General features: G+C 60.0%; 17 protein-coding genes. 7 read left to right on the top strand and 10 right to left on the bottom strand.

The window, feature by feature from the left end; translation table 11 throughout:
* From GPK94_RS12270 to thyA, 7 genes are all read right to left on the bottom strand, one after another.
* Entirely contained in the window at positions 1-567 is a 567-nt protein-coding gene (locus GPK94_RS12270; protein WP_101691591.1) for an RNA polymerase sigma factor, read from the bottom strand.
* 118 nt (positions 568-685) lie between these two features.
* The gene (locus GPK94_RS12265) at positions 686-1,678 is read right to left on the bottom strand and encodes a PepSY domain-containing protein (protein WP_215655945.1); all 993 of its coding nucleotides are present in this window, start codon (positions 1,676-1,678) and stop codon (positions 686-688) included.
* A gap of 191 nt (positions 1,679-1,869) precedes the next feature.
* The gene (locus GPK94_RS12260) at positions 1,870-2,283 is read right to left on the bottom strand and encodes a hypothetical protein (RefSeq protein WP_101691470.1); all 414 of its coding nucleotides are present in this window, start codon (positions 2,281-2,283) and stop codon (positions 1,870-1,872) included.
* A 172-nt stretch (positions 2,284-2,455) separates the two neighbouring features.
* The gene (locus GPK94_RS12255) at positions 2,456-3,790 is read right to left on the bottom strand and encodes a glucose-6-phosphate isomerase (RefSeq protein ID WP_215655944.1); all 1,335 of its coding nucleotides are present in this window, start codon (positions 3,788-3,790) and stop codon (positions 2,456-2,458) included.
* A gap of 106 nt (positions 3,791-3,896) precedes the next feature.
* Positions 3,897-4,463 carry an NUDIX hydrolase gene (locus tag GPK94_RS12250; RefSeq protein ID WP_193538288.1) on the bottom strand — a complete coding sequence of 189 codons (567 nt, stop codon included), beginning with the start codon at positions 4,461-4,463 and terminating at the stop codon, positions 3,897-3,899.
* Positions 4,464-4,465: 2 nt separating this feature from the next.
* Positions 4,466-4,942 carry a dihydrofolate reductase gene (locus tag GPK94_RS12245; RefSeq protein ID WP_193538287.1) on the bottom strand — a complete coding sequence of 159 codons (477 nt, stop codon included), beginning with the start codon at positions 4,940-4,942 and terminating at the stop codon, positions 4,466-4,468.
* Positions 4,943-4,972: 30 nt separating this feature from the next.
* Positions 4,973-5,803 (bottom strand): thymidylate synthase, encoded by an 831-nt coding sequence (thyA, locus tag GPK94_RS12240; protein ID WP_215655943.1) that lies wholly within the window; start codon positions 5,801-5,803, stop codon positions 4,973-4,975.
* 195 nt (positions 5,804-5,998) lie between these two features.
* Here thyA and GPK94_RS12235 point away from each other — a divergent pair, with 195 nt between their 5' ends.
* On the top strand, positions 5,999-6,544 hold the full coding sequence (locus GPK94_RS12235) for an aromatic acid exporter family protein (RefSeq protein WP_101691475.1): 546 nt from the start codon (positions 5,999-6,001) through the stop codon (positions 6,542-6,544).
* 47 nt (positions 6,545-6,591) lie between these two features.
* On the opposite strand, the gene GPK94_RS12230 is transcribed toward GPK94_RS12235, so the two are convergent.
* Positions 6,592-8,016 (bottom strand): S41 family peptidase, encoded by a 1,425-nt coding sequence (locus tag GPK94_RS12230; RefSeq protein ID WP_215655942.1) that lies wholly within the window; start codon positions 8,014-8,016, stop codon positions 6,592-6,594.
* Entirely contained in the window at positions 8,017-9,327 is a 1,311-nt protein-coding gene (gene mtaB / locus GPK94_RS12225) for a tRNA (N(6)-L-threonylcarbamoyladenosine(37)-C(2))-methylthiotransferase MtaB (RefSeq protein ID WP_215655941.1), read from the bottom strand.
* A 201-nt stretch (positions 9,328-9,528) separates the two neighbouring features.
* On the opposite strand from mtaB, the gene GPK94_RS12220 reads away from it, so the two are divergent.
* The 3 genes from GPK94_RS12220 (at position 9,529) to GPK94_RS12210 (ending at position 11,715) form a co-directional block, all read left to right on the top strand.
* Positions 9,529-9,771, top strand: a complete 243-nt coding sequence (locus tag GPK94_RS12220) for an HPr family phosphocarrier protein (RefSeq protein ID WP_101691478.1) — start codon at positions 9,529-9,531, stop codon at positions 9,769-9,771.
* 299 nt (positions 9,772-10,070) lie between these two features.
* On the top strand, positions 10,071-10,340 hold the full coding sequence (locus GPK94_RS12215) for an ACT domain-containing protein (protein ID WP_101691479.1): 270 nt from the start codon (positions 10,071-10,073) through the stop codon (positions 10,338-10,340).
* 16 nt (positions 10,341-10,356) lie between these two features.
* Positions 10,357-11,715, top strand: a complete 1,359-nt coding sequence (locus GPK94_RS12210) for a PFL family protein (protein WP_193538283.1) — start codon at positions 10,357-10,359, stop codon at positions 11,713-11,715.
* Between the two features lie 60 nt (positions 11,716-11,775).
* On the opposite strand, the gene GPK94_RS12205 is transcribed toward GPK94_RS12210, so the two are convergent.
* Entirely contained in the window at positions 11,776-13,038 is a 1,263-nt protein-coding gene (locus GPK94_RS12205) for a hemolysin family protein (protein WP_180956718.1), read from the bottom strand.
* A 382-nt stretch (positions 13,039-13,420) separates the two neighbouring features.
* On the opposite strand from GPK94_RS12205, the gene GPK94_RS12200 reads away from it, so the two are divergent.
* From GPK94_RS12200 to sdaAA, 3 genes are all read left to right on the top strand, one after another.
* Entirely contained in the window at positions 13,421-14,716 is a 1,296-nt protein-coding gene (locus GPK94_RS12200) for a chloride channel protein (protein ID WP_215655940.1), read from the top strand.
* 62 nt (positions 14,717-14,778) lie between these two features.
* Entirely contained in the window at positions 14,779-15,450 is a 672-nt protein-coding gene (gene sdaAB / locus GPK94_RS12195) for an L-serine ammonia-lyase, iron-sulfur-dependent subunit beta (RefSeq protein WP_101691483.1), read from the top strand.
* A gap of 2 nt (positions 15,451-15,452) precedes the next feature.
* Entirely contained in the window at positions 15,453-16,322 is an 870-nt protein-coding gene (sdaAA, locus tag GPK94_RS12190) for an L-serine ammonia-lyase, iron-sulfur-dependent, subunit alpha (RefSeq protein ID WP_215655939.1), read from the top strand.
* The last annotated feature ends 23 nt before the right edge of the window (positions 16,323-16,345 follow it).

Here is a 16,345-nt window from a genome sequence, read left to right as displayed (position 1 = left end):
TCACACCTCCTCGCATTCCAGCAGCGCGGCGCGCAGCTTTCCCAGCGCCCGGTGATACCTGGACAGGACCGTGGAAAGAGGTCGCTCCAGCATTCCGGCAATCTCCCGGTGCTTGAGTCCGGATACGGCGTGGAGAAGTACAATCTCCCGCTCCTCTGCACTCAGCACACGCATGGCCTGGCGAAGGACCATGGCCTCATCGCTCCGGTCGCTCTCCGGAATGGCCAGCTCCCCTTCGGGGCAGTCCCCCATCAGCTCTTCCCGGCCGGTACGCCGCTGCTGATCCCGCACCAGATTTTTGACAATGGTAAAGACCCAGGCCATGGGTTTTCCGCCCGGCCGGTAGAGATGGGCGGCCGAACGCACTTTGAGATAGGCCTCCATCATAATATCCTGCGCATCATGGTGGTTTCGGGTCAGAGAGAGCGCATAGGCATAGATCGCCCGGTCTGTAGCGCGGTAAAAGTGCTCAAAGGCCTCCGCGTCGCCCTGCCCGATCCGCCGGAGCAGAGCCTCACAGTCGGTAGCGGCCAATCGGCGCCCCGCCTCCCACGCGCCCTCCATCATCAGAAACACGCTTCATTCCCCCTTTGCCCTAACAAAAAGGGGATGGCCGCCGGCCATCCCCCCGTTACAGCTTATGGGCTCAGTATAGCAGAGTTTCCCGATCATTTCCACATGGGATTCAATCCCGGTCCACATCCCGGCTCAGGATCGCGCCGGAATAGGCGTCGATCTCGTACTCATACTCGATACCGCCGCTGCGGAACTCCACATCATACTCCATCCGGCCGTCATCCCAGTCGGTCTGCGCCTTGGTAAAGGTGACCTGGCTGGCGCTCAGTCCCGCGTCGTTCAGCGCAATGGTCTTGGCCTTCTCCACGCCAATGGCCGTGCTGCTGCTGGTTCCGCCGCTCCAGCTCTCATGCTCCCGCTTCAGGACCGTGCCGGTGGCTGCGGCGATCTCATACTCATACTTGGTGCTGCCGGAGACAAATTCGATGTCATAGACCTTCCGGCCATCATCCCAGTCCCCCTGAGTCTTGGTAAAGGTGACCTTGCTGGCGCTCAGCCCCGCATCCTCCAGAGCGATGGTCTTGGCCCGGGCCATGCCGATATAGTTGCCGTTGCCGTTCCCGTTGCCCCAGTTATCATCCCAATTATCGTTCCAGTACTGGCCGTCGCGGGAGATGATATTGCCGGTCCAGGCGCAGATCTCATAGTCATAGCTCTTCCCGTTATAGGTAAACTCCACATCGTAGACCGGGCGTCCGTCATCCCATCCGCTCTCCGCCTTGGTGAAGGTGACCTTACTGGCGCTCAGTCCCGCATCCTCCAGGGCGATGGTCTTGGCGTTTGCCAGGGTGATGTAGGCGTCCACATCGTCCCAGTTGCTGGCCCCATCCAGAGAAACCGTCTGGGTGCTGCTGTCCCAGTTCACATCCATGCCGACCGCCTCACCGATGGCACGCACCGGCAGATAGGTGCTGCCATTGTAGCTGATAGCGTCCTTGTCCAGATCCTGCACCTTTCCGTTGACCTTTACCGTGATGTCGGGCCGGAGCTCCGCCGTGATCTTCTGCCGGACCACCGCGGCCCCCGCCGCCATACCCAGAGCCAAAACACCTGCCATCGTCAGAGCGGCGACACTCTTCTTCCAGCGATTCTGCTTCATCATAACTGATCCTTCCCTTCTAATAAAAATCAAGTTTGTATGTGGATCTCTTTTGGTCTCTTCACCCATATAACGCACAGCTCCCTGTTTTTATCGCACACTCTGAAAAAATTTTTTTATCTTTTTTTGCGAGCCCCGAAAAGATGCAAAACGGCGGGACCGCACATGCGGTCCCGCCGTCCATATCATCCAAATTAGAAGTACTTCTGTACACCCTCGCTGGCCAGCTCGCGGTCAGCGCTGATGGTCACGGTGAACTTGATGTTGTTCTTCTCGGAGAAGGAATTGAGCCAATCCAGGAACTCCTCCAGAGTATGATCGGTGACATCGGCATTGACGATCTTGGTCAGGCTGTCGATGAACACATGGGTAATGTCATAGTTACCGGCATACAGGCCGCTGATGAAGCCCTTCATAAACTCGAAGGTACCCATGTCGTAGTTGCTGGACTCCACCAGACGAATCTTGGAATGGATGTCATATGTCAGTTTACCGCCGCGCTCAATGCATACCACATTGCCGTGCTCGCTGTGAACGGCAGAATTAATGAGGTCGATCATCTGCTTGGTCTTACCGGTGCCCTTGACACCCATGATCACTCTCACCATAATTATCACTCCTTATTTGTCCACCGGGACTCCCCCGGTCTTTGTATCATGTTACCATATCAAAGCTTAGATTGCAACTGATTTACAGAAGTTTGCTTAAATTTCAAAGAAAGGTTCCGCCTGCTTTGGGTACTTATCACCACAACAGTCCCTTTTCACTCTAAGAACACGCTTAATGGCCCAGCCGTGCCTCCAGCTCTGCCTTTTGGGCCTCATAACCCGGTTTCCCCAGGAGAGCGTACATATTCTTCTTATATGCCTCCACGCCCGGCTGGTCAAAGGGATTGACCTCCAGCAGATAGCCGGACAGTCCGCAGGAATACTCAAAGAAGTAGATCAGCTCGCCCACGGTGTGCTCATCCCGGCGGGCGGCCTGGATGACCAGGTTGGGCACGCCGCCGTCCACATGGGCCAGGAGGGTTCCCCGCATGGCCTGTTCCGCCACAAAGGACAGGGGCTTGCCCGAGAGGAAGTTCAGGCCGTCCACATTGTCCGGATCATGGGGGATCGTGAAGCTCCCCAGCGACTCGGCAAACCGGACCACGCTCTCAAACATCAGCCGCTCGCCCTGCTGGATATACTGTCCCATGGAGTGGAGGTCGGCGGTGAACTCCACGCTGGCGGGGAGGAGTCCCTTGCCGTCCTTGCCCTCGCTCTCGCCGTAGAGCTGCTTCCACCACTCGGCAAAGAAGCGGAAGGCGGGCTCATAGCCAACCAAAATCTCGGTGCGCTTGCCCAGGGTGTACAGAGCGTGGCGGGCGGCGGCATACTGCCAGGCAGGGTTGTCCATCCCCGGCACGGAGAGGGCCTCCATCGCCTGGGCCGCGCCCTCCATCAGCTTCTCCAGATCGATCCCGGCCACCGCGATGGGCAGAAGGCCCACAGCCGTGAGGACCGAGTAGCGTCCGCCTACCGCGTCGGGTACCACAAAGGTCTCATACCCCTTCGAGTCAGCCAGTCCCTTGAGGGCTCCCTTGTGGGCGTCGGTGGTGGCATAGATGCGCCGGCGGGCCTCTTCCTTCCCGTACTTCTCCTCCAGCAGATTCTTAAAGATCCGGAAGGCCACGGCGGGCTCGGTGGTCGTGCCCGACTTGGAGATCACATTGACAGAAAAATCCCGGTCTTTGACCAGGTCAATAATCTCCAGCAGCGCGTCGGTAGACAGCCCGTTTCCGGCAAAGAAGATGTCGGGCGTGTCTTTTTTCTTCAGGTTATAGTTGGGGGATCTGAGCAGTTCGATCACCGCGCGGGCGCCCAGATAGGAGCCGCCGATTCCCACGACCACCAGGGCCTGGGAGTCGGACTGGATTTTTTTCGCCGCACGGCGGATGCGGGTAAACTCCTCTTTATCATAATCCCGGGGCAGGTGGACCCATCCGGTAAACGAGCCGCCGGCTCCGCTGCCGTTCTCCAGCCAGCCGCGGGCCTGCTCCAGCCGCTCGGTACGGGATGTCAGCCAGTCCTCCGGAAGAAAACCGGTGGCGTTGGACACATCAAGTTGAATCATATCAGATTGCCTCCTTTGCAGACATGGGTGCTGTCCATATTATACACCACCACCCGGTCTATTCCTAGCCTATTTTGTGGAAAAAGGCAATCCATTTTTCCGCGCCTTACCGCGCCAACAGGGCCTGGGCCCGGCGGAGGAGCTTGGTATACACCCCGTCCATCTGCCACTCATTGGTATAGGAGAGCAGGTCGTCCGCCGGAAGCCAGCCCACCCGGGTGTTTTCTCCCTCCCGGACGGTGAGGGCATCCCCCTCGTCGGCCACCAGCAGATAGGTCACGTTGAGGTGCTGATGGGCCGGCACATACCGCCCCCGCTTCACATGCCCCCACACCGGCAGGATGTCCAGCGACATGATGTCAGAGGAGAGGGGGAGTACATGGGTTACGCCGGTCTCCTCCCGGGCCTCCCGCAGGGCCACGGAGAGCAGATCCTCCTCCCCGTCGGCATGGCCGCCGGTCCAGGCCCAGACCCGATAGATATTGTGGTGGGCCATCAGGACCTTGGAGCCGTCGGCATTGACCACAAAGCCGGAGCTGGTGATATGGGCCACCTCATTTTCCCGGGTCAGAAGCCGCCCTGGGAAGAGCCTGGCATACTCCAGCATCATGCGCTGGTCGGCCTCCTCCTGGGCATTTTCCGGACGGTAGGCCCGGATGTCGTCCAGATACATGCTTATCGCCTCCGGTAGGTCACATAGTGGTAGCGGATGCCGTCCTGCTCCAGCATCTCCCCCTCTTCGGACACATACCACTCCGGCAGGCGGTCCAGGTTCGGAAAAAAGGTATCCGCAGGAAAAGCCGCCTGGATCTTTGTCACATAGACGGTGTCGCATTTCTCCAGTAGGGCTTGGTACACGCTCCCTCCGCCGATCACAAAGGCATCCTCCGGCGCGGCGGCGCACAGGTCCTCCAGACTGGAAAAGACCTCCGCCCCCTCACAGCAAAATGCCTTGTTTCGGGAGAGGATCAGATTCCGCCGCTTGGGCAGGGGCCTCCCTCCCGGAAAGGTGGCCAGGGTCTTGCGGCCCAGGATCACCGCATGACCCATGGTCAGGGCCTTAAAGCGTTTCAGGTCCTCCGAGAGGTAGACCAGCTGGTCCCCGTCCCGGCCGATCCCCCAGTTTTCATCCACTGCTACGATGGCGTACATGGCTCTCCCCGCTTTCTTCTTTCGGATTGGTTATACCGCCACCGGGATCTTCCCGGCCAGCGGATGGGCCTGATATCCCTCCAGGCGCAGGCTCTCCGGTGTGAAGGCATAAAAATCCTCCACTGCCAGGTCGATCCACAGCTTGGGGGCGTCATAGGGCTTTCGTTCCAGCAGCTCCTCCACAATGGGCACATGGCGGTCGTAGATGTGGGCGTCCGCGATGACATGGATGAGCTCCCCGGCCTCCAGGCCGGACACCTGGGCCAGCATGTGGACTAGGGCGGCATACTGCATCACATTCCAGCCGTTGGCGGTGAGCATGTCCTGGCTGCGCTGGTTCAAAATAGCGTTGAGGGTGCGCCCGCTCACATTGAAGGTCATGGACCAGGCGCAGGGATACAGGTGCATCTCATGCAGGTCCGCATGGTTATAAAGGTTGGTCAGAATGCGCCGGGAGGCCGGGTTGTGCTTCAGGTCATAGAGCACCCGGTCCACCTGGTCAAACTCCCCCTCAGGATAGCGGTGCTTTACGCCCAGCTGATAGCCGTAGGCTTTTCCGATCGAACCGCTCTCATCGGCCCAGGCATCCCAGATGTGGCTGTTCAGGTCCTGAATCTGATTGGATTTCTTCTGCCAGATCCAGAGCAGCTCATCCAGCGCATTGCGGAAGGCCATCTTCCGGATGGTCTGGACGGGAAATTCCTCCCGCAGATCATAGCGGTTGACGATCCCGAATGCTTTGATGGTATGGGCAGGCGTTCCGTCCTCCCAGCGGGGCCGGACATTCTGATCGGTGTCCCAGACTCCGTGGGCCAGAATCTCTTTGCAATTTTGGATAAACAGTTCGTCGGCTCGGCTCATAGTGTTCCTCCTCACTCTCATTTCCCGCTATTATAGCACAGTCCACGACATCCTACTAGCTCTCTTGTCTATACAACTTTATGCAAAAAACTGCATAGTTTTCTCCTGCAATATGGAATCCTATTCCGTTCTATGGTATTCTTGTCTTGTCAACAAAATATGAGAACCACCGTGTTCTCCACAGGAGTGTCTGTCATGAACAAGCCCCCCGTCCCACTTCCCCACGTGGGTCTGCGCAATCTCAAGACCGCCCTCTCTGCCTCGCTTTGTGCCCTGATCTACTATTTCATCAACCGGAACCCCACCTTTGCCTGCATCGGCGCCATCTTCGGTATGGGCGCCAACATGGACCATTCCAAGCTGCACGGCGGCAACCGCCTCTTCGGCACCATCATCGGCGGCTTTCTGGGAATGGGACTCTTTCGGATCTACATTATCTTTGTCCCGGATGGAAGCAACCGCCTCCTGCTGGTACCTCTCCTCTTTGTGGGCGTCGTGATCCTGATTATTCTGGCACAGGTCTTCTGGGTGGGGGCTGTTCAGCCCGGCGGCGTGGTGCTGTGCATCGTACTCTTCAACACCCCGGTGGACACCTATGTGAGCTACGCCCTCAACCGCATGGTGGACACCGGCGCAGGTGTGGCCATGTCCCTGCTCATCAACTATCTGCTCCCCCGGGAGCGTCTGGTCAATTGGATCAATGTGTGCTGCCGGGCGCTGGGCTGGCCGGAACGGTATTGAATGGATAAAATGATCCCGCGGAGCTGATCAGCTCCGCGGGATCTGTTTTATTGTGGGTTCAAGCCGTAATAGGCGCACAGGCGGGCTACCGCCGCCGGGGCCTCCGTGGGGTTCACCCACAGGTCGGGCAGAAACCCCACGCCGTCCCGGTTCTCCATCGCTTCACAGAAGCTCAGCCCGGTGCCGAAATACACCTCGATCCCGGTATTGGGGAGATAGAAATGCCAGTTGCTTGATACCAACGAGCATCCTGACGATGGGACCCCTACCACCAGTACATTCTCCACGGAGCGCAGAAATTCCACCACCGTCTCACCGGAAGAGGCCGTTCCCTTATCCGTGAGCAGGAAGGTGACCCCCTCCCGGGGTACCCAGGTCCCCTCATCCCGAACGATGCGCCAAGTCCCCATCTGCTCTTCCGGATAGGAGAGCGCCTTACAGGAGAGCTGGCTGTACCGGTGCCCCCAAACCCGGCCGGGAGCGCACGGCTGGCCGGTCCACCCCTCAAACCAGTCCATGATCCACCGGTCGCTTCCGCCGGGATTCCGCCGCACATCAAAGAGCAGCACCGGCGCGTCGGCATACTCCCCGCCGCAGGACGCAAACCGCTCCAGCTCCGTTTCGCTCTCTGGCAGCATTTCATAAGGGCTCATCTTCCGAGACACCAGCATGGGCAGGCCCTCATACGCCCGCTCAGCAAACACAAAAGGCTCCGGTTCCTCCAGATCGGCCATGCCGCAGGGCTGCCAGTCCAGGGTATACCCGCCCAGGGTCTCGGGCAGATCGCCCCCACCATGGCTCAGTGCAAAGAAACCGTAGGTGATGGCGCCGTCCGGACCAATCGTGGGCTTCACATAGGCCGGGTCCAGTCCCTCCGCCTCCGGGTCGGCAATGTACTGATCCGGGACATAGTAGGGCTCCTGCCGGACCTCTTCGATGAGGTGCTTTCTACCAATCGTAAAGTGTCCGTCCCGGATGACCGGACTCACCGCGTCATAGAGGATGTCCCGGATCTCCTTGGAATACAGGATGTCCCCCTCTTCTTTCCCGCTCTCCAGCGCCGCGATGGCCTGCTCCTCCAACGGGCCGAACACCTCGTCCCCGCCGAAATAGTCATATGCGCCGTATGTGGTGCGCAGGAGGGTGAAAAAGGTCTCGATGTCCTCCCGGGCCGTCTCCAGTGTGAGGGGCTTCTCCAGATTGTGGGGGGTAAGCAGCCGTTCCATCTCGGTCTCGGTAAAGGTGTTATTCTGTTCCAGGAAGTCCGATGTCCAGGCCGAGATGTCCATGGGTTCCCCGCTCTCCTGGGCGGAGCGCCGTGCCTCATTCACCCCGGCTAAAAACGTATCAAAGGAGACCGGCTCCGGACTTTGGCTGGCCGTGGGCGCAGCGGTCGGGGATGGCTCCGGGGCAGGAGCACATCCGGCCAGCAGCAGAAGGGACAGGCTGAGAGAGAGGGTGCGCCGTTTCATTTATACCACTCCAATCAGATGATTTTCACTCCATTCCGTAATTTTAACCTCTTTTTCTACATTATGGAGTCCTTCTCCCGGGGCAAGGACCTCTACATAGTTGGGGGCGTGACCCCGCCAGAGGCCGTCCCGCTCCTCCTCAAAGAGCACAGGGAGAGTCTTCCCCACCCACTGCTCCAGATAGGCCGCCTCCAAACGGCGGGCCAGCTCCCCGGCCCGGTGGGCCCGCTCCTCCTTGACCACATTGGGTACCTGGTCGGGCATGGCGGCCGCCGGCGTCCCGGAGCGGCGGGAGTAGGGGAAGATGTGCATGGCGGAAAAGGCGCACTTCTCCACAAAGGCCAGCGTCTGCGCAAACTCCTCCTCGGTCTCCCCGGGGAAGCCCACAATGAGATCAGTGGTGATGCCGGGGCGGTCAAAGTATTCCCGGAGTAATTGTACGCTCTCATAATACCGTGCGGTATCATATTTCCGGTTCATCCGCCGGAGCACACTGTCGCAGCCGCTCTGCATGGACAGGTGGAAATGGGGACACAGATTGGGCAGGGCAGAGGCCCGGCGGCAGAATTCTTCCGTAATGGTGCGGGGCTCCAGACTGCCCAGGCGCACCCGTGTGCCCTCGGGCAGCGCACGGCAGACCGCCTCCACCAGATCAATGAGGGTGGGACCGTCCTTCCACTCGGCACCCCAGGAGGAGATCTCAATGCCGGTGAGAACCACCTCACGATATCCCTCCGCCCCCAGGCGGCGGCACTGCTCCTCCGCCTCCGGGATGGAGAGGGAACGGATGGGGCCACGGGCATAGGGAATGATACAGTAGGTGCAGAAGTTGACGCAGCCGTCCTCCACCTTCAGCATGGCGCGGGTGCGCCCCTCCAGCCCGCCGGCGGGCAGGACCTCAAAGGCGCGCCGGCGCAGGGCATTGTCCACCGTCACCCGGGGCTCTTCCCCCGCCATCCGGGCGGCCCGGCGGTCCTCCAGCAGCTCCTCCAGATCGTCCAGAAAAGCCATGCGTCCGGCGGTACCCGAGATCAGGTCCACCTCCAGCGCACGGACCGCCTCGGGATTGGTCTGGGCATAACAGCCGCAGACCCCGATCACGGCATCCGGATTTTCCTTCCGGGCCCGGCGGATGATCTGGCGGGACTTTTTGTCGCTCACCGCCGTGACGGTACAGGTATTGATGATATAGGCGTCCGCATGTCCCTCAAACGGGACCAGAGTATGCCCTCTGCCGGAGAGCTCAGCCTCCATCGCCTGGGTCTCATATTGATTGACCTTGCAGCCCAAGGTATAAATGGCGATCTTCATGGTATCTCCTTCGCTTTATCTTTTCATATTTTATCTTGTCATTTGGGCGTAAAGTACGTATAATATCCTAATATCAGCTCGACAGCACACGCGGGTATTCCCGTATCTTTTTATTATACGGCATGGATGCCCCAGCGTAAAGAAAAAAGGCGCGGGAGTCTGCATCCGCGCCGCCGTAATTTTATTGGGGAGATGAGACAAGTGAGTCGTTTTCAGATCAACCTGCCCTCACTGGACGACGTAAAGCGTTTCTGTAATCTGGCCAATCAGCATGAGTGTGAGATCGATGTCTGTTCCGGCCGCTATGTGGTCAATGCCAAGTCCATTATGGGCCTGTTTTCCATCGACCGGGACCAGCCCGCCACGGTGGAGTTTCATGGCAGCGACGCCCAGTGCGCCGATTTCCGCAGAGAGCTGGGCTCCCTGGTCATTTCCGAAATGTAATCCATAGAAAGACACATGAGCGGTGCGCATGGATTTCTCCCGTGCGCACCATTTTTTCTTTATTTTTTCATGTTTTTCGTAGAAAATGCAGTTTACAAGCAAAATTATGCTATGCTATAATAATCCCGCTGTAAGCCTTTTTTCGGAAAGTGACCGCCACAGCCGAACACTTTTCCGTCAACCCCTTTCCCTGTTTTCCTTACTTGGAGAAGCCGGAAAGAGAGCGTAGTTCACATGGGCTTATGATCCGACATAGAGTAAAGCGCAGACCGCGTGAGATATTGAGGAGGAAACAAATTATGCGCGCAATTGTAACTGTTTTGGGAAAAGATGACGTGGGCATCCTGTCTTTTGTCACCGCTCTCCTGGCGGAGCACAAGGTCAGCGTTCTGGATATCAGCCAGACCATCATGCGGGAGTACTTCACCATGGTCATGCTGGTGGACTGCGCCCAGATCGACCTTCCCTTTGCGGAGCTGGTTGCTCTGATGGAGGGCCAGGGCAAGGAGCACAACCTGTCCATCCACATCCAGCGCGAGGACATCTTCAACGCCATGCACCGCATTTAAGAAGGGAGCCGGGCACATGATCAATACCAACGAAATCCTGGATACCATCCACATGATCGACCAGCAGCACCTGGATGTGCGCACCATTACCATGGGAATCTCCCTTCTGGACTGCGCCGACTCCGATCCCAAGATCGCCTGCCGGAAGATCTATGATAAAATTACCCGTTATGCTGACCGCCTGGTCTCCACCGGCGAGGACATCGAGCGGGAGTATGGCATCCCCATTGTAAACAAGCGCATCTCGGTCACGCCCATGGCCCTGGTGGCCGGGGCCTCCGAGGCCAAGGACTATGTTCCCTTCGCGGTGGCCATGGACGACGCGGCCAAGGCCACCGGCGTCAACTTCATCGGCGGCTTCTCCGCCCTGGTTCAGAAGGGCGCTACCCCCGCCGACCGGAAGCTCATCGCCTCCATCCCCGAGGCTCTGGCCCGCACGCAGTATGTCTGCTCCTCGGTCAACGTGGGCTCCACCAAGGCCGGCATCAACATGAACGCCGTGGGCGTCATGGGCCGGATCATCAAGGAGTGCGCCGAGCTCACCGCCGACCAGGCCGGTTTTGGCTGCGCCAAGCTGGTGGTCTTCTGTAACGCGGTGGAGGATAACCCCTTTATGGCCGGCGCTTTCCACGGCGTGGGCGAGGGCGACTGTGTCATCAACGTGGGCGTCTCCGGCCCCGGCGTGGTCCATCACGCCCTTCAGTCGGTCAAGGGTATGCCCTTTGATGAGGTGGCCGAGACCATCAAAAAGACCGCCTTCCGCATCACCCGCATGGGCCAGCTGGTGGCCCAGGAGGCCAGCCGCCGTCTGGGTGTCCCCTTCGGTATTGTGGACCTCTCTCTGGCTCCCACCCCCGCCATCGGCGACAGCGTGGCCCGTATTCTGGAGGAGATGGGCCTGGAAGCCTGCGGCACTCACGGCACCACTGCCGCTCTGGCCCTCCTCAACGACGCGGTGAAGAAGGGCGGCGTCATGGCCTCCTCCCACGTGGGCGGCCTGTCCGGCGCCTTCATCCCCGTATCCGAGGACGAGGGCATGATCGCGGCCGCCCAGAGCGGCGCGCTCACCCTCGATAAGCTGGAGGCCATGACCTGCGTCTGCTCGGTGGGTCTGGACATGATCGCCGTACCCGGCGACACCAGCTCCGACACCATTTCCGCCATCATTGCCGACGAGGCCGCCATCGGCATGGTTAACTCCAAGACCACTGCGGTGCGCATCATCCCTGCCCCCGGCAAGAAGGTGGGCGACATGGTGGAGTTCGGCGGACTGCTGGGCTCCGCTCCGGTCATGCCGGTGCACCCCTTCTCCAGCCATGCCTTTGTGGCGCGCGGCGGCCGTATCCCCGCCCCCATGCAGAGCCTGAAGAACTAAAGTTTTGCACAAAAAAGGCCCCGGATGTGGAAAACATCCGGGGCTCTCTTTTTTGCAATCCTATTTTTCCTCTTCCTCCGTATCCTCCGGGGGCAGTTTGGAGACCAATGCCCACTCCACCCGGCGCTCCGAGAGCCGTTCCACCTGAATGTGCAGTCCCACGGTATCCACCACGGGGCAGCTGCCGTCCTCCGGAATGACCGACAGCTGGGCAAAGACCAAGCCGCCCAGCGTCTCCGCCTCCTCATCCGGCGGAAATTCCACATCCAGTGCCTCCGCCAGGTCATCCAGCTCGGCCGAACCGGCCACCCGCCACAGATTTTCCTCCAAGCGGATGATCTCCTGCTCGTCCTGGGGGTCGAATTCGTCATAGATCTTGCCCACGATCTCCTCCAGGAGATCTTCCATGGTGATGAGGCCGGAGGTGCCGCCGTATTCATCCACCACCATGGCCATGTGGATCTTCTTGCTCTGCATATCCCGGAAGAGATTGCCTGCCGCCACAGAACCGGGCACAAAATAGGCCTTGCGCAGCAGTTCCCGCAGGGGGAGGGGGTGCTCCTTCCGGCTGTTGAGGAAATAGTCCCGGCTGTACAGAATGCCGATCACATCGTCCAGGTCCTCGTCATAGACCGGGAAGCGGGAGAGTCCGCTCTCCTCGATGGTATGCAGGATCTCCTCGTCCGTGTCCTCCACCCAGAGGCTCACGATCTCGGTGCGGTGGATCATCACGTCCTCCGCGGTGAGGTCGTTGAAATCGAAGACGTTTTCGATCATTTCCTTTTCGGTGGAGTCAATGGCTCCCCGTTCCTCTCCAATGTCCATCAGGAGGCGGATATTCTCCTCCGAGATGGCTCCGCCCTCCGCCGCCGGGTCAATGCCGAAGCGGCGCAGGATCTGCCGCACTACCCAGGCCAGCCCTCCGGTAATGGGACGCACCGCCGTCACAAAGGGCAGCAGACAGGGGCAGAGCGTGCGCAATACCCCCAGCGGATCGTGCAGCGCGACCCGTCTCGGCGTCAGCCAGGTCAGTACATAAAAGCCCAGCAGCACCACCAGCAAAACGGCTGCCCGTTTGGCCTGTGCCGCCCACATGGTCTCTCCCGTACAGAAGATTGCGCTCAGATTCCAGGCCGCGGCCCCTGCCGTTCCCATACACAGCATCCGCCACAGCGCCACGCCCCGCAGAAAAACGGTGGGGTGGGTCAGGCACCGCAGCACCCGGACCGCCCGCGGCTCTCCCTCCTCCGCCTGACGGCGAAGGCTCTCTGAGCTGACTTCATCCAGTGCGGCGGAACAGGCCGATAAGGGTATTTCCGCCAAAAGAGTTCCCAGCAACAAACTGATCCATATAGGCGGCTGCAAGGATGATTCCTCCTCTTTCTCTCAAATCAGACCGGCGCAGCATTTTCCCTCGAATCGGAAATGCTGCGCTCTGCACAGACTGCGGTCCTCCCCCTTTCGGAAAGGACATCTCTTTATCGAATCATAGGCCCTTTCACACGTGGTCAACCTATGCTGCAGTCTATTCAATCGGTACCATTATAGCACAATAGAGGAATATTTCCACGAAAAACCGCAAAAAACTTTTTCTTCCTCCCGCTCCTATGTTATAATGAGGGCAACTGACAGACTGTGCGGTATAACATCACATTCCGGCAAATTTGAAGCCTCCCTGCACCCGCGCAGGAAAGGAGTCTGTTTCATGGAAGACTGGAAGAACCGGCTCTCCGCTCTGGTGGCGGAACCGGCAAGTGTGCTGAAATGGCTGATCTTTTCCGGCCTGATCGGACTGATCGTAGGTTGTGTGAGCGCCGCTTTCTACCATGCCTTTTTCTGGGCGACGTCTGCCCGCACCACCCACCTCTGGCTGATCGGATTGCTGCCGCTGGGGGGCGTCTGTATTGTGGCCCTCTACCGCCTGTGCGGCTTGGAAAAGGACCAGGGCACCAACTTTGTGCTGGTGGCGGTACGGGAAAATGTCCCCCTTCGTCTGCGTACCGCGCCGCTGGTCTTTTTCTCCACCATCCTCACCCATCTGGTGGGCGGCTCCTCCGGCCGGGAGGGCGCCATCCTCCAGATCGGCGGCTCCATCTCCTCCAAGGTGGGCCAGTGGATGAAGCTGGATGACAAGGACAGCCGTATCATCACCATGTGCGGCATGGCCGCGGCTTTCTCCGCCCTGTTCGGCACCCCCATCACAGCGGCCATGTTTGCCATGGAGGTGGTCAGCGTGGGGGTGCTCTATTACGCGGCCATCGTCCCCTGTGCGGTTTCTTCCATTATGGGCCTGTGGGTGGCCAAGCTCTTCCACGTTCCGGCCACCGCTTTCCCCCTGACCGGCATCCCCGACCTGAGTCCGGTGGCACTTCTTCAGGTAATCGTCCTGGGCGTACTTTTTGCCCTGCTCTCCATTCTCTTTTGCCGCATCATGCATACGGTTCCCCACTTCTACCAGCGTTTTTTCCCAAATTCCTTTTTGCGGGCGGCGGTGGGCGGCTTTCTGGTCATTGCCCTCACGCTGCTGGTCTGGCTGTGGAACCCCTTCACCTTTGACTATAACGGCGCGGGCGAGAGCATCATCCATGCCGCTGTGGAGGGCCACGCCCGCCCGGAGGCCTTTCTGCTGAAAATGCTCTTCACCGCGCTGACCCTGGGGGCCGGCTTTAAGGGCGGAGAAATCGTACCGGTCTTCTTCACCGGCGCCACCTTCGGCTGTACGGTGGCGCCGCTGCTGGGCCTCTCCCCCTCCTTTGGCGCGGGACTGGGTATGGTCTGTGTGTTCTGCGGCGTGACCAACTGCCCCATCACCTCTCTGCTCATGGCCCTGGAGCTCTTCGGCGAGGGGAGCAGCGCCATGTTCACCGGCCAGAGCATGGGGCTCTTTGCCGTTTGCATCGCGATCTCCTACACTCTCTCCGGTTATTACGGCCTGTATAAGGAACAAAAAATCGTGTATAGTAAGTTCCGGCCGGAATTTATCAATAAAAAAGCGGACTGACCCAGCCCGCATGAAGTCGGGCGGCACGCTCCGTCCCAAAACTAAGGAGGCACTTTGACGGTATGACGATCTTTGACATCATGGGACCCATCATGGTGGGGCCCTCCAGTTCTCACACAGCGGGCGCCGTGCGGATCGGCCTGATCGCCCGCAAGCTGCTGGGCAGCGCGCCCATCGGCGCGGAGCTGACCCTTCACGGCTCCTTTGCCGCCACCGGCAGCGGCCACGGTACCGACCGCGCCCTGATCGCCGGCCTGCTGGGGATGGAGCCCGACGATCCCCGCATCCCCCAGAGCTTTGAGCTGGCGGAAGAGGCGGGTCTTTCCTTCCATTTCCGGCACGGGGTGCTCAAGGACGCCCACCCCAATTCTGTACAGATCCGTGCCATGGACCAGGATCTGCACCGCATCGCGGTGGTGGCCGCCTCTCTGGGGGGCGGGCGCATTCAGGTCTCCTCTGTGGACGGCATCCGCACCGTCTTTTCCGGCGAAAAAAACACCCTCATTATCCGCAATGAGGACCGCGTAGGCGAGGTGGCCGCCGTGAGCAATACCCTCTCGGCCTACAACGTCAATATTGCCTCCATGCAGCTCTACCGCAATGCCCGGGGGAGCGACGCCATTATTACCATCGAGAGCGATGAACCCATCACACCCGCCACCGTGGAGCGCATCCGTGCCTACCCCGGCATTAAGAGCGTGACCTACCTGGATGTGGGCGGAGGAGGAGAATAAGTATGTTTACTTCCGTGGATTCCATGCTTCTGATCGCCATGAAGGAGGAAAAACCCCTCTGGCAGGTCATTCTGGAGGACGATGTGGCCGACCGCAGTGTCAAGGCCTGGTCCTCCAAGGCAAAGATGGCCTCCCTTTGGAAGGCCATGCAGGCCGCCGAGCAGGACTATGACCCCGAGCGCCGCTCCGCCAGCGGACTGGTGGGCGGCGAGGGCGCCCGGCTGGACGGGGATGGCCCGGGCCTGTGCAGCCCCTTCCTGCGCGATATCATCGCCACCGCCCTCAAGATGGGGGAGTGCAACGCCTGTATGCGCCGCATCGTGGCCGCCCCCACCGCCGGCTCCTGCGGCGTGCTCCCGGCCGTCCTTCTGCCCGTGAAGCGGCGCTATGACCTACCCGACGACCGGTTTATCGAGGCGCTGTATGTGGCCGCCGGCTTTGGACAGGTTATCGCCAGCCGCGCCTCCATCTCCGGCGCGGAGGGCGGGTGTCAGGCCGAGGTGGGCTCCGCCTCCGGCATGGCCGCCGCCGCCATCGTCTATCTGATGGGCGGTTCTCCCGAGCAGATGGCCCACGCCTGTGCCATGGCACTGGCCAACACCCTGGGACTGGCCTGTGATCCCGTGGCCGGTCTGGTGGAGGTCCCCTGTGTCAAGCGCAATGTGATGGGCGCGGTCAATGCCCTCTCCTGCGCGGAGATGGCCCTCTCCGGTCTGGTCAGCCAGATCCCCTGCGATGAGGTCATCGACGCCATGGGCGCCGTGGGTGCCAGCCTCCCCTCCTCCCTGCGGGAGACCGGCGAGGGCGGCCTGGCCGCCACCCCCACGGGACGCCGGGTGGCCGAATTCATGCGCAGCCGGGACCGGGCATAACCCCCCTTCCCTTGCGCGGAAGC

Source organism: Pseudoflavonifractor sp. MCC625 (assembly GCF_018784545.1).
GTDB lineage: Bacteria > Bacillota > Clostridia > Oscillospirales > Oscillospiraceae > Pseudoflavonifractor_A > Pseudoflavonifractor_A gallinarum.
Note: the sequence above shows the minus strand (reverse complement) of the source record. Positions and strands in the feature narration are given on the sequence as shown.

Coding starts and splice junctions, on each gene's coding strand:
- thyA (WP_215655943.1), bottom strand. CDS start 5,803: ATGAGCCGAGCCGACGAACTGTTTATCCAAAATTGCAAAGAGATTCTG.
- GPK94_RS12235 (WP_101691475.1), top strand. CDS start 5,999: ATGAACAAGCCCCCCGTCCCACTTCCCCACGTGGGTCTGCGCAATCTC.
- mtaB (WP_215655941.1), bottom strand. CDS start 9,327: ATGAAGATCGCCATTTATACCTTGGGCTGCAAGGTCAATCAATATGAG.
- GPK94_RS12270 (WP_101691591.1), bottom strand. CDS start 567: ATGATGGAGGGCGCGTGGGAGGCGGGGCGCCGATTGGCCGCTACCGAC.
- sdaAA (WP_215655939.1), top strand. CDS start 15,453: ATGTTTACTTCCGTGGATTCCATGCTTCTGATCGCCATGAAGGAGGAA.
- GPK94_RS12265 (WP_215655945.1), bottom strand. CDS start 1,678: ATGATGAAGCAGAATCGCTGGAAGAAGAGTGTCGCCGCTCTGACGATG.
- GPK94_RS12255 (WP_215655944.1), bottom strand. CDS start 3,790: ATGATTCAACTTGATGTGTCCAACGCCACCGGTTTTCTTCCGGAGGAC.
- sdaAB (WP_101691483.1), top strand. CDS start 14,779: ATGACGATCTTTGACATCATGGGACCCATCATGGTGGGGCCCTCCAGT.
- GPK94_RS12245 (WP_193538287.1), bottom strand. CDS start 4,942: ATGTACGCCATCGTAGCAGTGGATGAAAACTGGGGGATCGGCCGGGAC.
- GPK94_RS12200 (WP_215655940.1), top strand. CDS start 13,421: ATGGAAGACTGGAAGAACCGGCTCTCCGCTCTGGTGGCGGAACCGGCA.
- GPK94_RS12260 (WP_101691470.1), bottom strand. CDS start 2,283: ATGGTGAGAGTGATCATGGGTGTCAAGGGCACCGGTAAGACCAAGCAG.
- GPK94_RS12210 (WP_193538283.1), top strand. CDS start 10,357: ATGATCAATACCAACGAAATCCTGGATACCATCCACATGATCGACCAG.
- GPK94_RS12230 (WP_215655942.1), bottom strand. CDS start 8,016: ATGAAACGGCGCACCCTCTCTCTCAGCCTGTCCCTTCTGCTGCTGGCC.
- GPK94_RS12250 (WP_193538288.1), bottom strand. CDS start 4,463: ATGTATCTGGACGACATCCGGGCCTACCGTCCGGAAAATGCCCAGGAG.
- GPK94_RS12215 (WP_101691479.1), top strand. CDS start 10,071: ATGCGCGCAATTGTAACTGTTTTGGGAAAAGATGACGTGGGCATCCTG.